This window comes from Paenibacillus sp. strain BS8-2, from assembly GCF_054483835.1.
The window spans coordinates 1,981,192-1,995,293 of the sequence record NZ_CM137010.1; the positions used below are offsets into that span (position 1 = coordinate 1,981,192).

The window sequence follows — 14,102 nt, forward strand, 5'->3', positions numbered from 1 at the left end:
CGCTTCAACAATCGACGCTACATATTCCGACAACCTTGTGCTGGTTGCCCCTTTGCGGTTACTACCCGCGTGAAGCGGCAGCGCGCCTCCTACAGTATCTACTGACTGATAGCTGGTGTTGGGCAATAAGAGATTCATCGCTCCTCTCCGAGTCGTGAATCGTCTTGCAACTGTAGGTTCCATATCGTGAATGGAGAGGGAGTGGAAGCGGGGTTCAATTCCGCGCTTCAATCGTCAGCTGCTGGTGCATGCTGGAGGACATTGATGAGAATATAAGGTGACATACTCCCACCACCTGCGCTAACGCTTAGAGGTGGGGGCTTCTTGGGACATACCAGCTAATGCCAGCATCATGACCAAGCTATCCCCGTGTGCCCAACGGTTCTGATTCGTGCCGATTAGGCTATACCTAGCTTCCGGCAACCTTCATTTTTGATGTTGATTGCCGCGTTTACGTCTCTGTCTAATGCTGTGCCGCAGTGCTGGCATATCCAAGTTCGATCTGCCATTGTAAGTTCCTTGTTATCGTTTTGGCAATATCTGCACCGTTTGCTGGATGGAAACCATTTGTCAATCACAACAAGTTGTTTTCCTTGCTCCGCAAGCTTATACCCCAAAAAGGTCTTTAGCATCCCGAATCCATTGTCATTCGTAGATTTTCCCAGACGGAGTCCTTGCGCCATTCCACGCATATGTAAGTCTTCTATGGCAACGGCTGAGCAGGCATTGGCTATCTGCCTGGAGCGCTTATGCAAGAAGTCTTTGCGCTGGTTCGCTACTTTTTCATGGAGCTTGGCTACTTTAAGGCGTTGCTTTTCACGGTTTTTACCGCCTTTTTTGCGTTTAGACAGCTTGCGCGCAGCTTTTCTCAGTCTTTCTTCTGCCTTTCTGTAGAATTTTGGATAGTCAGCACTGTTTTCCTGACTATCGACAAACAATGAACGAGACGAATAATCCAAACCTACTACCGTTTCAGGGGTTGGCTCTACTAGATTTATTCGTGCTTCGTATTGGATCAATATGGAGACAAAATATTTACCCGTTGCCGTTTTACTTAGCGTTGCAGACTTTATGATGGCTTCCTTTGGCAACTGACGGTGAAGCTTAATCTTCACATCTTTCAGTTTAGGCAGTCGGATGGTTTTGCTGTCTATGAGCCGAATCGTGCCGCATTGATTGTTCGTAGTATAGGATTTCTTATCGTGATGCTTATTCTTGAACTTCGGAAAACCCACAGACGGGTCTCGGAAGAAATTCTTATAAGCCGTTTGCAGATTCAATTGTGCATTCGCCAGCGCCAGACTGTCTACTTCTTTGAGCCAAACAAAATCTTTCTTGAAGTCGGCTGGAAGCCTATATTTCTGTTTCTTCATTGCTTCTTTATCGTCTTTGAATGACTCGTAAACTTCTTTTCGATTCGCAAGCATTTGATTATAGATAAATCGCACACAACCAAACGTTTTATTGATGAGAATTTCTTGCTCGGCATTCGGATAGATCCGATATTTGAATGCTTTGTTCATATCTTCTCACCTTGGCTTTCGATATAACGTCTGACCACTTCAATGGGTGCTCCGCCTGTTGTTAGCAGACAAAAACTTCTCGACCAGAAATATTCTTTCCATAGTGATTTTCTAATGATAGAATGTTCTTTTTTGACCAGACGTGATGATGCACTTTTATAGGTATTGATAAATTTAGATAACTCACTGTTTGGCTGTGCCTTGAACAAAATATGAACATGGTCTTTGTCGTGATTCCATTCCTGTAATGCAATATTGTACTTCGGTGCAATATATTCGAATATCTCCTTGAGACGATTCGATATTTGATCATCAATCACTTTTCGACGATATTTGATAACTAAAACAAGGTGATAGTACATCAAGAATACTGAATGATTATTATTGTCTAATTCCACAGTATCACCGCCATTTACTACTATACTACTGATTGTATCATGACGGCGTGTATTTTGTAAGCAACGCTTCGAAGACGGGAATTCATCTCCCACCTATAGAGGATAGGAGACTTCTTGCCGTATGAGGTTAAAATAAGAAAAAAGGGAATATAGGAAGGGGGAAAGGAGGGGCCAGTGAAGACACGGCTAATTCATGAAACCAATTTAATACATAACTAGTAATGCAACCAAGATCACAACTGGTTGAACGCTTGGCGGATTAAATGATCACGATACTCCAAATCCAGTGCCGCAACAATTCGTTTGTTTGGCTTGCTCATTTTGGGCTTGATGGTGGTTTCGTTCTTTAATATATTGAAGGCAATCCGTTTGACGATGGCTAAGTTTTGAGCAGCAGCCAAATCCAGCGTTTGGTTCTGATCATCTCTGAAGATAACATCTAGGCTCCAGTGCATACTTTCTATGCCCCAATGGCTTCGCGCTGCACGAGCAAAGTCGGCTACATGATCTACGCTTCCGATGAAGTAAGCTGTCTCAGTCGTCGTGCGCTCAGGGTTCGTGAGCGTTGTAACTTCTCTTTTCACCATGCCGATTCCGATTAACTTCGTCCAGTCCGGCGCTACGTCAATCTTCCTAAACAGATTCGTTGCATACCAATAGGTACGGCGTTCTTGGCGACCATGTCCGTTGTCAATGGTGCAATGCTGTTGTATTTCTGCGTCATTGTCCAATGTGCCGGCTCGTTCTGCCTCTGTAAAATAGTCTCGCACTTCTTGGTGGAGGGATCCTTGTTGCCCTTAAGATTAATGATGTAGTCTGCCTTGTTCTCTTTTACGATATGCTCTATCACTTTCTTTTGAGCTCCCATGGCGTCAATCGTCACGATACATCCCTTGATCATCAATTGCTCTAATAAGGCTGGAATCGCTGTGATTTCATTACTCTTTTCGTCCGTCTTCGTTTGTCCGATGATGAGGCCATTGGAGTGGCATAAGGCACTCACCGTATGGAGCGCTTTTTGGTCTTTGCTTTTAGAGCCACGTGTTGTTTTTCCATCAATGGAAACGACATCTTTCTCTCCCACTGTAAATGTGCCCGACATCCAGTCGATAAAACGACTAGAAAACTCTTCGGGCTGAATCATAGAAAGTGCTCTCTTGATGGTGGATAAGGAAGGTACGCCATGAAGTAGCGCAATATGATTGCTTAACCATGCTTGTGTAGTGGGCACGTTAGCCCAAGTATGAATGTCGTCCCACTCATCGTAGCCGCAAAGCACACCACTCACAACAATGAACAGGATATCTGTTAGTCGATGATAGACTTTACCTTCTTGCCTTGTGTCCAACATATCGCCAAAATACTCAAAAAACGTTCCCTCGTATCTTTCGTTACTCATATGATCCCTCCGAAGATGCTGTTAATTTCAAGCTTACCTCAGGAGGAACGGATTTGAAAGTAGCAGAAGAGGTCTGACTACTCATGGAGCCACTAAATATTACTCCTCACTGGCAAAAGGGGACCCAGCATTTGTTTGATTCATTCAATTTCTTTCATCATGAATTAGCCGTGCCAGTGAAGAAATTTCTGGTTTCATTAGGCTGCATGCTAATCGTAGTAGTTCTATGGCAATTCATGACAGGGTGGAGCTTTGAGCAGACCCGCCATATTCCGGGCAAAGTGAAAGTGATGCTATCGCAGGATACGGCTTTCGGTAAAGCGATTTTGTTCGAGAACGAGCTCGACGGCAGCTTCGGAGTCGCCCGTGTCGATCGCAAATGGGACGTATTGTATCGTTACGACGGAGGTTCGAGTGGTTATCGAGTGGAAGAGGGTAAACCATTCCAGGCTGCAGGCATCGCGACAGGAACAGGTGAGAAGAAGGATCGGTTCGTGGCAGGCGTCAAGACGGCACAAGACTCGAAAATTAAATACATTGTGTTCGGAGGACATATGGAGGGAGTTTCTCCATGGGATCCGTATTCGCTGACATTGGATGAAGTCAGGAGAGACAGTGACACATACCAGATACAAGAGTTGCAGAATCAGTATGCGTTATTTGTTCTCGATGATTATTCGGAGGATACCTGGACGATACGAGCGTTTGATGAGAATGGGCGATTAGTTGCTCATAAATTGTTTGCCGGAGATGAACGATATATAGATTGGGAATAACCAAAAAGAGGCATCAATATGCACCCAAGCACACTTCCGTAATGTGGTGCTTGCGTCGCCAAGGCTGCATACGCTATAATACGTGAAAATCGATTTCGACATTATGCCTATGAAGAGAATCCAACTCGGAGGCGTTCTCGTCAAGACGGAAGCAGCAAGACCGTACGACCGATGGTGTCTGCGTCGCTGATCCGCTCCTAAGTTAACCGGAATCCGCCCGTTATCGCGGAACAAAGTGGATCGTGCGGCTATGCGCGCGCGGTCAATTTGGGTGGCACCGCGAGTTTGAAGCGCTCCTCGTCCCAGTGGGATGAGGGCGCTTTTTGTGTTTTTTTGCGGACAGGATCGATCAGGCCACTACAAATTGAAGGAGCGGGTACACATGTTGGATATGAAATGGATCAGGGAGCATGCGAATGAAGTACAGCGGACGGCGGATCTCAAAGGGATCAAGCTGTCGATTGCAGAGCTGCTGGAGGCGGACCAAGCAAGGAAGAAGGCGCAAGGCGAGACGGACGAACTGAGAGCGAAGCGCAACAAGCTGTCGGAGTCGATCGGCGCATGGATGCGAAGCGGGAATCTCAAGGAAGCGGAGCAAGGACGGACTGAGGTGCGGGAGCTCAATGCGCGTCTCGCTGCAGTGGAGCGCGAGCTTGAAGCCGTAATGCGCAAGGTAGAGCTGCTCGGGGAGCGAGTGCCGAATATCGTGTCGCCGGATACACCAGTCGGGGGCTCGGATGCAGAAAATGTGGAGCTCAAGAAGGTGGGGGAGCCGCCTGTATTCGACTTCGAATGGCGGGACCACATGGCGCTCGCCGAGCTGCACCGGCTGGTCGACGTGCCGCGCGGTGTCAAGACGGCGGGTAGCCGCCATTACTATTTGACCGGGAACGGCGTTTTGCTGCATCGAGCCGTGCAGCAGCTGGCGCTTGATCTGTTGCTCCAGCAAGGCTTTACGCCGCTGGACATACCGCTAATGGTTCGGGAGGAAGCGATGAAAGGCACAGGATTTTTCCCGCAAGGGGAGGATCAGACGTATCGGATCGCGGAGGAGGAGCGTTATCTGGTCGGAACGTCGGAAGTGCCGCTGATTATGTATTATGGTGGAGAGATCGTGGACGTGAGCGAGCCGATTCGCTTGGCGGCGGCATCGATGTGTTTCCGCAGCGAGGTGGGTTCGGCAGGTCGTGACGTACATGGACTCTACCGCGTGCATCAATTCGCCAAGGTGGAGCAGGTTGTCATCTGCCAAGCGGATGCGGAGCAATCGGAGGCTCTTCTCCAAGAAATTACCGGACATGCGGAGGCGCTTCTGGCCATGCTGGAGCTTCCCTACCGTCAAATGGCGGTCTGTACCGGCGATATGTCGCAGAAGACCTATAAACAATATGATCTGGAGACGTGGATGCCAAGCCGCGGAGCCTACGGCGAAACCCACTCGTCGTCGAATCTGCATGACTTCCAGGCGCGGCGCTCGAACATTCGTTACCGCGACGAAGACGGGACATTACGATATTGCCACACACTCAACAATACGGCGGTGGCAAGCCCGCGTATCCTGATTCCGCTGCTTGAGAATCATCAGCAGGAGGACGGCTCGATTCGTATTCCAGAAGCGCTGCGTCCTTATATGTACGGCATGACGGAACTGAGAGCGCCGCAAGCGACCTAGTCCGCTGTAAGCCGAAGGGAAGATAGAAGAGGAGCCTCAAAGTTTGAGGCTCCTCAACTGATGTTATCTTGCAGCAGGAAGGACTGACAACTCCGAGAGCTGGGCGATTTCGGCTCCGCTGAGAGCACGGTCGAATACGGCTAGTCCTCCTAATAAGCCAGAATAGAAATTACCTGGCTCGCTAGAGCGGTCTACGCCTGCCACTGTAAAATCTGCCCCATCGGTTCCCCCGTCAAACAATCCGCCTTCGTCGTACAAATACGGGTTCCAATGTGCTCTGGTATCAAGCTTGCCGTCCAAATAACAGGAGGCATATTGACCATCGTAAGTGAAGGCAATAAAGTGCCACTCTCCTTTGCTGATCGGTGTGCTCCCAATTGCTGTAGTCATACAATATTCATACCCAGGTGTCGGACCGCCAACAGAGGATACATGACCGCATACTTGTTCAGCGCTGTCCCATATTTTCAGATCGATAAAGAGGCAATATTGTCGTTTGCTTCGTGTTTCATCCCACATGCCGGCAATCGCCTTGCAGCCTCGATGCTCCTGCAGCTCCCATTTCACCCAAGCCGCGACGGTCAATTGACTGCGATCACTATGAAAGTTTAACTCCGGACATAGGCTTCTTGGAATACTGAACCACTGGCCATGCACGATATCTGCTGAATATTGACCCAGAACGCCTTCCTCTGTTCGATGTACAGGCCCTGCCATCTCTTGCAGCGCATATTCACAACGGCCTTTGGCTACACGCGGAGACCCGCCCTCTTCTTGAAAGTCCCATAAACTTACGAGATGTTCATTCGAAATTAAAGCATCCATTAAACGCTGATTGTCAGTCATAACAAGTCTACTCTCCTTCTAAGCTTCTATAGGAAAAGCATACTTCTCTTCTTGTCAGCGCTCCATTAATAATCCTATAATTATTTGTATAATTCTATGATCATGACTTTAATGATAATCGAACTGCCATGCAGAAAGGAACAATGCGATGATACAATTACATGCTGTCTTTGCCGATAATATTCAAGATGCGAGCTGGGTAAAGCCGCGTTCGATAACCCTATACGATATGCTGATCTTTGTTACGCAAGGACAGGTGTTGTATGAGGTTAACGGACGACGACATCGGCTGAGCAAAGGGGATTGGGCGTATATACCGTCAGGCTCCCTCCGGAATGCGGCTCCAATAGATGGTCAGCCCCATCATAAGTATTCTGTGCACTTCACAGGGGTTGGGGAGTGGAGGGATCACTTCCCGATCCTTCAGGAGCCCCGTGATTCCATCTGCCACACCTCAGCAAGTCAATATAATTACGCCAACCAACGATTTGGATTATTAATGCAGCAATGGATCGGGAATTTGCCCTATTACAAGCCTTATGTTATCGGATTGACCATGGAGCTGTTGGCGCTGGCATGCCGCGATTTCGAGCAGATGAAGGTACCCACGATGAAATCCGCTCACGTACGCGAGCTCCAACAGTATATGATCGAACATTACTCGGAGCAGATTCGCCTCGAGCAGCTCGCAGAGCAGATTGGCAGGACACCCAATTATGTCTCTACGATATTCCGTGAGGTAGTGGGTATTACGCCGATCGACTACATGCATCAGGTGAGAATTGCGAATGCCAAGGATATGCTCACCTATGGGGATATGACGATTGCGGTTATTGCAGATCGGCTTGGATACTGTGATCAATCGTATTTTAACCGTATGTTTAAGCGCTGGGCCGGTCAATCGCCTTCATCCTTCTACAAGGAAAAATCCGCTAGAAACGATGGTTTCGGCGATAATCGGACGGCCGCTAGTCCCAGCTGATTTGCTGGAAGGTGTGTGTTCGCGCTGATTCTTGCGCCTTGAGGCATTGCAAAGCACTGAGCAATCCATCATCGAGCGAGCTGATCGAGCTGCCCTTGCCTAACATCATATCGTTGAAGTTCACGACCAGCGAGCGATCTCCGCCGAAGTGATCGTCGCCTGCATCGAAGTCATACGTCTCCGTCCGTCCCGTGTGATGCATAAACACTTTAATCTGGCTTGTATAGAAATCGAATTCTAGCGTGCCTTTGTAACCAAGGAAACGTGCTCCGCGGGCCGCGGCTCCTCTGCGTGCAAAGAAGTTTTGAGAATAGGAGAGATGCATGCCCGTGTCATACATGACGAGCGCGCTTCCAGAATCCTCGTTGCCGGTATCTTCGCCGAATACACAATGCGTCCAGCTCTCACGTATCGTCGCATCCTCCGCAAATGCTGTGCTTTCAGGACAGGTTGTATTCTCTGAACATGTCTTGCAAGTCAGTCCTGCCGGCTTACTGCCCTTATAGATTTGTTTGGATGTCATCGCACTCACGGTGACAGGAGTCATCCCGAGAATATAATTGATATAATCGAAATCATGTGTCGCTTTCTGCAGGAATAAACCGCCGGTTAACGAGGCGTCGCGATACCAGTTATGATAATAGACAGCGCCGTAAGGGACGTTATTAACCGCTTGTACATGCTCTACGGTTCCGATGCGGCCCGAGTCTATAATTTCTTTTACCTGCTTCACAATGGAAGTTGCACGCAGCGGGAAGGAGACACATACGGGAGCTCGTGACTCTTCATATCCTGCCTTTAAGCGCTGAAGATCTGCCATCGTAGTGGCGACCGGCTTCTCAAGAAAAAGCGGGATGCGAGAAGGCAGAACTTGCAGAGCGAGCTCGGTATGCAGGTTGCAGCGAGTGCCGATCATGATCCCATCGAGTCCGCCGGCATCTATCATTGCACGAGCAGATTCGTAATATTCGGCCTGCGCGAGTACGTCTAATTGTTTGGCTTTGATCGCATGTTCATTAGGGTCAACGATGGCGGTAATTGTACATGCCGGGTTTACCTTCTTCAGCTCTGCAATGACATTGGAGATTCGCAAACCATAACCGATAACGCCAACTTTCATCAATAACACCATCCTGTTAGTTGTATTATGAATACTGATCATGTAAGTTGAGAATAGAGGAATTGGCTTCATTATAGTGGAAGCGTTGCCACATAATCTTTGCGATAAAAGACGGACTTTTTATCTTTTTTGGAGGGAGGCATCGACAGTGACGGAATTAATGCGAACACCGTTAAACTTAACCATCGACATTCGGAATATCATTACGATGTTTTATTTCGAGCTGGGGAAGGACTTTGTATTCACAGGGGAGTCCCATGACTTCTGGGAGATGGTCTACGTCGATGCCGGAGAAATTGGAGTGGGGGCGGATGAGCGGCGATACCTATTGTCGCAGGGCAGTCTCATTTTTCATAAACCGAATGAATTTCATGATCTATCCGCTGTAAACGGAAGCTCTTCGAATGTGATCGTATTAACGTTTGATTGCAGCTCCGAGGCCATGGATGGGTTCGCCAATCGTGTATTCAAACTAAATAATCAACAAAAATATCTGCTGGGTTCAATCATTAATGAGGGGACGAATGCGTTCGCCTACCCTTTCCGTTACCCCATCGTCCGCAAGCCGGATCCGCCGCCGGGAAGTGAGCAATTGATCAAAAACTGGCTGGAGATTTTGTTGATCCTACTATTGAGAGACAACGGGATAGCAGGGGCAGACCCGGCGATGAAATCGGTGGGGGATCGAACAGTGTTAGACGTTGATGGTCCTTCACTGCACACGCCTGCCCGCGACATGGAGGAGGAGCGATTGGTGAAGTCTATCATCGCTTATCTGGAACAACACATAACGGCTAGACCGACGCTCAGTGAAATCAGCAGCGAGCTTCATATCTCTACAACCAAGCTGAAGGAGCAATTCAAACGTCATACAGGTCAAACGATTATGGAATATCTCGGGTATCTGCGAATTGAACGCGCCAAACAATATATTCGGGAAGAAATGCGGACGGTAACGGAGTTATCCGAGCTGCTGGGCTACAGCAGTGTTCATTATTTCTCGGCGTCATTCAAGAAGGCGGTTGGCATGGGACCTTCTGAATATGCCAAGTCGATACAAGTGTTGGGCAAGATCGACAGTACGCGTAGAATGTAGAAGTAGGGAAGATCGAGGATAAAGAATAGCTGACAAGAACGAGCGCCCCTCCGGCGCTCGTTCTACGTTGCCCAGTTTTCTTGCGCGATCCGCGGGTTTATCCGCTCCGCTTGCGTTCGCGGTATTGGCCTGGCGTGATGCCTTCTTGCTTGCGGAAGGAGCGAATAAAGTTCTGCGGGTTATTGTAGCGCAGCTTGGCTGCGATATCCTTGATCGGCATCTCGCTGTCCGCCAGCCAGCGTTTAGCCATGTTGAACCGATACATTGTCATATATTCGCTGAACGAATGCCCGGTTTCTTTGCGGAAGACGCTGCTCAGGTAGTTGGCGTTGTAATGCAGCCGGGCCGCACATTCCTCCAGCGTCAGATCCGAGTCGTAATGGTGCTGGACGAGATCGATGATTTTCTCTGAGATATTGTGGTACTGTGCTTCGCGTCGATCGCGGAAAATCTTGACCATCGGGTACACGACCCCTGTCCAGAACCAATCCTCGATCTCGGCATGGGTATGCAGCTCCAGCAGCTCCTCTAGCAGCGAGCTCTTCATCGGATGTACCTGACCAAGGCTTATCCCGGATTCCTGCATGACGACGATCAGACTGTTGAGCAGACGTGCCAGTGGAATTTGATATTCCTGCGGGCTCAGCTCTTCGGCGAATACAGCCTGAAGAAGCTGCTTGAGCTGCTCCTTCGCAGCGTCCTTCTCAGCCAGCTTAATGGCATCAAGAAGCTCGTTCTCGATGAAGGAAGGGTAGCTGAGATTCAAGCTTTGTGCCGCGATGCGTTCTCCGTTCTCATATTGAATGATGATCCCCGAGCCAAGCTTCATACGCTGGCGGAGCGCCTCAATCCCTTCCCGGCAAGCGCCGGCAAGCTGGGAGAAGGATACGAAAGGCAAGCTGAGCCCAATACTGATTTGCAGGCTCAAGTATTCGGCGACACGGCTTTGTACGAGCTCGGTAATAGCGTACATTTCGTTGCGGCATGTATCGGTATCCTCAGAGAGGGTTCCGACGACAACAACGATTGTTCCGTCCATGACGACTGGGGCCAGCCGATCCATCGACGGCATAAGCTCCTCGATGATGTTCTGCACGGCGAACAGGAGGAGCTCTAGGTCGCTCTTGGCATAACGGCTATCCTCTTTGAAGTCGATCTGAATCGCCATTATGGCCATCTGCTTCCACTTTCCTAGCTGCTCTTCGTAGCCGAAGCTGCTTAGCCGCTCCGGCAGCTCGCTTATACGAACGTTGCCCTGCAATGCCCGCATGAGGAAGAAGGCACGGGCTTGCTGCACATGCTGCTGCACCTCCTTCTCCAGACGCGACTTAGACTGGAACAACAGATGCACGCGTTCACTAATGACTTGGAATTCGTTGCGATTGCGTCCCCGCGCATCGGCCAGTCGTTCGCCAACCTGAGTAAGGAGCGTCTGAATCGGCGAATACATGCGGCGAGAGCCGAACCATGCGAGAAGCAAGGACAGCAGCAGCATGAATAAGCAGACGTAGAGCGTATAGGTGCCGATCTTCACGGACTCCTTGGTCAAGGCGGCGATAGAGGATACGGACAGATAATGCCAGCCGTTCAGGTCCGATCGATAATAAGCAACGGATTGTTTGCCGCCTGCGCCGTCAATCTCGAATTGTCCGGAGCTTGCGCCGGCCGGGGCTGTCAGTTTGTCTTCCGGAATGCCGGCAGCAGAAGAGGGTTTGCCGATCAAGGCAGAATTATGATGCAGCAGAATACGGTTTTCCTCATCGAGGATGATCATATTCGCCAAATAATGATTGCCTGCCTCTGTCTCGACGAGATCCTGCAGACTGCATGCCGGGATATTAGCGATAGCTAGCCCATATTTCTCAAGCCCCGAGGTAGGGAGCTTCTTGACAAGGCTGATGCTGAACGGACATGTCGTGACGCTGCGCGCATTTTCTTCGGAGTAATACCATTCGGACGGCGTGAGTGTCCAGGACACGCCGTCCGGAATATCGCGAAGACTGGCAAGCTCTTCGTGGAACGAATAGTGGTCAAACGTGTACAAACCGGAATTTTTGACCATCCAGTTGTATCGCTCGTTGATGATGATGACGTCTTCGAGCTTCGTATCGAATGACTGCATGTACCGAATTTCGTTGCGAATATCGTTATAGGTCATGAAATCGTCAGCGCTTATCGGCCCATTGATGGCTTTCTTGAGTATGGTGGAATGAATCACCTGATTTAGCGTATGGTTGACAGTCGTCAGCTTCTGCTCTACATTGGAGTTAATTTGCATGAGCAATTGGCGGTTGCCGCTGGCGACGTTCTCCTTGATCTCGCTGGAGGAAGTCCAGTAGGCGAATGTCCCGATGAAGATCACGGGCAGGGTACTGAGCAACAATCCGAATAAAGTCAATTTGCTTAAGAACGATAACGAACGCACAGACTACCCACCTTCTCTCTCTTCTATGTAGTTGCGTACTGTCATTTTAGTAAACGCATTCATGAAGGACAATAATCATCTTCTCTGTGGATGATCATTAGCTTTGATTATGTCGGCAAAAGGCCGTGATTACAAGGGGGATTACCATGTCAGAGCAACGAGGCGCGTCAGCCGCCGCACTTCGCAAGTCGGTTCTCGCCCTGCTTTCTATCGTGCTGTTATGTGTCGCTTGCAGCTCCGATGCCAACAAATCGGGGACGGGAGCAGACGGGGACAAACCCGTCATTTCCATTATGACACCACTTCACTTTCCTCATGCTCCGAGTGAGGAGGTATTGTCTAAGCTGGAGGAACTGACGGCTACAGACTTGGAGATTACGTGGGTGCCGGATGGCATCTACACCGACAAGATGAACACGACGTTGACTACGAATTCGCTTAAGAAGGTTACGTTCGCCAAGCATACGGATTATATGTTTATGAAGAATGCCGTCCGTTCCGGAGCCTTCTGGGAAATCGGGCCGTACCTGAACCGATTCCCTAATCTTAAACATTTGAATGCGGACATTATGGATCAGACGGCGGTTGACGGCAAAATTTACGGCTTGTACACGGAGCGTCCATCGTCACGACAGGGCATTATTCTGCGCGAGGATTGGTTGGATGCGCTAGGACTTAAGAAACCAGAGACGTTGGATGAGCTCTATGAGGTCATCCGCCAATTCACTTTGAATGATCCGGACCGCAATGGGCAGAGCGACACCATCGGGATTGCGGACCGCAATGACCTGGTGTTCGGAGCATTCAAGACACTCAGCTCCTATCTCGGCACACCCAACAATTGGGAAGTAAGCGAGGATGGGGAATCGCTGATCCCCGAATTTGAATCGAAGGCTTATCTGGACACAATGAATTATATGAAGAAGCTTTATGATGAAGGGCTGATTAATAAGGACTTTGCCGTTACGAGCAAAGAAATGCAGCGGGATTTCGTCATTCGCGGCGTGGCCGGGGCCTATATCGGCAGCATGCTGGACGTGCAGCGTTTGTCAGATGAAGCGAAGCAGTTCAATCCGAATGCCAGGTTCACTCTCGTTAACCGTATCAATGGGCCAGAAGGCTACAAAGTGTGGTCGATTCCGAACTATTTTGGCCTGTATCTGTTCTCCAAGAAGGCGATCCGGACGGAGGAGGAGCTGCTTACAATTCTCGCTTTCTTCGACCGAACGATGGATGAGGAGGTTGCCAACATGCTGAAATTCGGGATCGAGGGTAAGCATTACGATGTGAAGGACGGCAAAGTGCTGCTGCCGGAGGAAAAGACACAGGATCGCACGACCGAAGCAGGAGCCTTGTATGTGCTCATGGTGGCGGATCTCGGTAATCCGAATGTACTGGAGGTCGGCGATCAAGATCCGCTTCAGGAGGAGGCCGAACGGTACACCGAGGATAACGAGAAGTTCGTCGTACCGGATCCGACCAACGGTCTGGAGTCCAAGACCTACGACGAAATCGGTGTGGAGCTGTCCAAGATTATCTCGGACGCCACCTACAACTATATGTTAGGCAAGCTGAACGCGGAAGGTTTCTACAAGGAAGTCGAGCGGTGGAAGCGCCAAGGCGGCTCGCAGATCATTGCGGAGTATACGGAGGCATACGAGATGAAGTAAGAAGCATACAAAGTGTAACGAGGGATGAAGGCGTCTAAACGACGTTTTCATCCCTTTTTCTTGTCCGGAATGGCAGCGCACGGGCGTCCAGTGTCATTTTTCCTCATGATAATCATTACCTCAGAGGGACGAGAGAAGCCGTTCGATATGAGCAGATGATTGTTTCGGCACCGATTGGAGCGGTGTTACATTTGA

10 protein-coding genes and 1 pseudogene are annotated in these 14,102 nt (G+C 49.4%); 5 read left to right on the plus strand and 6 right to left on the minus strand.

Going from position 1 to position 14,102, the window contains the following annotated elements:
* Positions 1 to 398 precede the first annotated feature (398 nt).
* The 3 genes and pseudogenes from ACX1C1_RS08695 to ACX1C1_RS08705 all read right to left on the minus strand — a co-directional run bounded on the left by ACX1C1_RS08695 (position 399) and on the right by ACX1C1_RS08705 (position 3,320).
* Entirely contained in the window at positions 399 to 1,523 is a 1,125-nt protein-coding gene (locus ACX1C1_RS08695) for an RNA-guided endonuclease TnpB family protein (RefSeq protein WP_458956699.1), read from the minus strand.
* Positions 1,520 to 1,921 carry an IS200/IS605 family transposase gene (tnpA, locus tag ACX1C1_RS08700; RefSeq protein WP_458955617.1) on the minus strand — a complete coding sequence of 134 codons (402 nt, stop codon included), beginning with the start codon at positions 1,919 to 1,921 and terminating at the stop codon, positions 1,520 to 1,522. The genes ACX1C1_RS08695 and tnpA overlap by 4 nt, the downstream gene beginning before the upstream one ends.
* Before the next feature lie 233 nt (positions 1,922 to 2,154).
* Positions 2,155 to 3,320, minus strand: a pseudogene (locus ACX1C1_RS08705) (ISAs1 family transposase).
* A 131-nt stretch (positions 3,321 to 3,451) separates the two neighbouring features.
* Between ACX1C1_RS08705 and ACX1C1_RS08710 the strand changes: the two are divergent.
* Together ACX1C1_RS08710 and serS are read left to right on the plus strand one after the other, a co-directional pair.
* On the plus strand, positions 3,452 to 4,096 hold the full coding sequence (locus ACX1C1_RS08710) for a hypothetical protein (RefSeq protein ID WP_458956700.1): 645 nt from the start codon (positions 3,452 to 3,454) through the stop codon (positions 4,094 to 4,096).
* 382 nt (positions 4,097 to 4,478) lie between these two features.
* A complete protein-coding gene (gene serS, locus ACX1C1_RS08715; RefSeq protein ID WP_458956701.1) occupies positions 4,479 to 5,768 on the plus strand; it encodes a serine--tRNA ligase in 1,290 nt (429 codons plus the stop codon).
* Between the two features lie 63 nt (positions 5,769 to 5,831).
* On the opposite strand, the gene ACX1C1_RS08720 is transcribed toward serS, so the two are convergent.
* Positions 5,832 to 6,614 (minus strand): LamG domain-containing protein, encoded by a 783-nt coding sequence (locus tag ACX1C1_RS08720; RefSeq protein ID WP_458956702.1) that lies wholly within the window; start codon positions 6,612 to 6,614, stop codon positions 5,832 to 5,834.
* A 148-nt stretch (positions 6,615 to 6,762) separates the two neighbouring features.
* Between ACX1C1_RS08720 and ACX1C1_RS08725 the strand changes: the two genes are divergently transcribed.
* A complete protein-coding gene (locus ACX1C1_RS08725) occupies positions 6,763 to 7,596 on the plus strand; it encodes a helix-turn-helix domain-containing protein (protein ID WP_458956703.1) in 834 nt (277 codons plus the stop codon).
* Here ACX1C1_RS08725 and ACX1C1_RS08730 read toward each other — a convergent pair.
* Positions 7,583 to 8,716 carry a Gfo/Idh/MocA family protein gene (locus ACX1C1_RS08730; protein WP_458956704.1) on the minus strand — a complete coding sequence of 378 codons (1,134 nt, stop codon included), beginning with the start codon at positions 8,714 to 8,716 and terminating at the stop codon, positions 7,583 to 7,585. The two genes, ACX1C1_RS08725 and ACX1C1_RS08730, sit on opposite strands and share 14 nt — an antisense overlap.
* Positions 8,717 to 8,864: 148 nt before the next feature.
* Between ACX1C1_RS08730 and ACX1C1_RS08735 the strand changes: the two genes are divergently transcribed.
* Positions 8,865 to 9,812 carry a helix-turn-helix domain-containing protein gene (locus ACX1C1_RS08735; protein WP_458956705.1) on the plus strand — a complete coding sequence of 316 codons (948 nt, stop codon included), beginning with the start codon at positions 8,865 to 8,867 and terminating at the stop codon, positions 9,810 to 9,812.
* Between the two features lie 97 nt (positions 9,813 to 9,909).
* Here ACX1C1_RS08735 and ACX1C1_RS08740 read toward each other — a convergent pair whose 3' ends face one another.
* On the minus strand, positions 9,910 to 12,237 hold the full coding sequence (locus tag ACX1C1_RS08740) for an AraC family transcriptional regulator (protein ID WP_458956706.1): 2,328 nt from the start codon (positions 12,235 to 12,237) through the stop codon (positions 9,910 to 9,912).
* Positions 12,238 to 12,383: 146 nt separating this feature from the next.
* On the opposite strand from ACX1C1_RS08740, the gene ACX1C1_RS08745 reads away from it, so the two are divergent.
* The gene (locus tag ACX1C1_RS08745) at positions 12,384 to 13,907 is read left to right on the plus strand and encodes an extracellular solute-binding protein (RefSeq protein WP_458956707.1); all 1,524 of its coding nucleotides are present in this window, start codon (positions 12,384 to 12,386) and stop codon (positions 13,905 to 13,907) included.
* Positions 13,908 to 14,102 lie beyond the last annotated feature (195 nt).

Coding starts and splice junctions, on each gene's coding strand:
- ACX1C1_RS08695 (WP_458956699.1), bottom strand. CDS start 1,523: ATGAACAAAGCATTCAAATATCGGATCTATCCGAATGCCGAGCAAGAA.
- serS (WP_458956701.1), top strand. CDS start 4,479: ATGTTGGATATGAAATGGATCAGGGAGCATGCGAATGAAGTACAGCGG.
- ACX1C1_RS08720 (WP_458956702.1), bottom strand. CDS start 6,614: ATGACTGACAATCAGCGTTTAATGGATGCTTTAATTTCGAATGAACAT.
- ACX1C1_RS08725 (WP_458956703.1), top strand. CDS start 6,763: ATGATACAATTACATGCTGTCTTTGCCGATAATATTCAAGATGCGAGC.
- ACX1C1_RS08730 (WP_458956704.1), bottom strand. CDS start 8,716: ATGAAAGTTGGCGTTATCGGTTATGGTTTGCGAATCTCCAATGTCATT.
- ACX1C1_RS08745 (WP_458956707.1), top strand. CDS start 12,384: ATGTCAGAGCAACGAGGCGCGTCAGCCGCCGCACTTCGCAAGTCGGTT.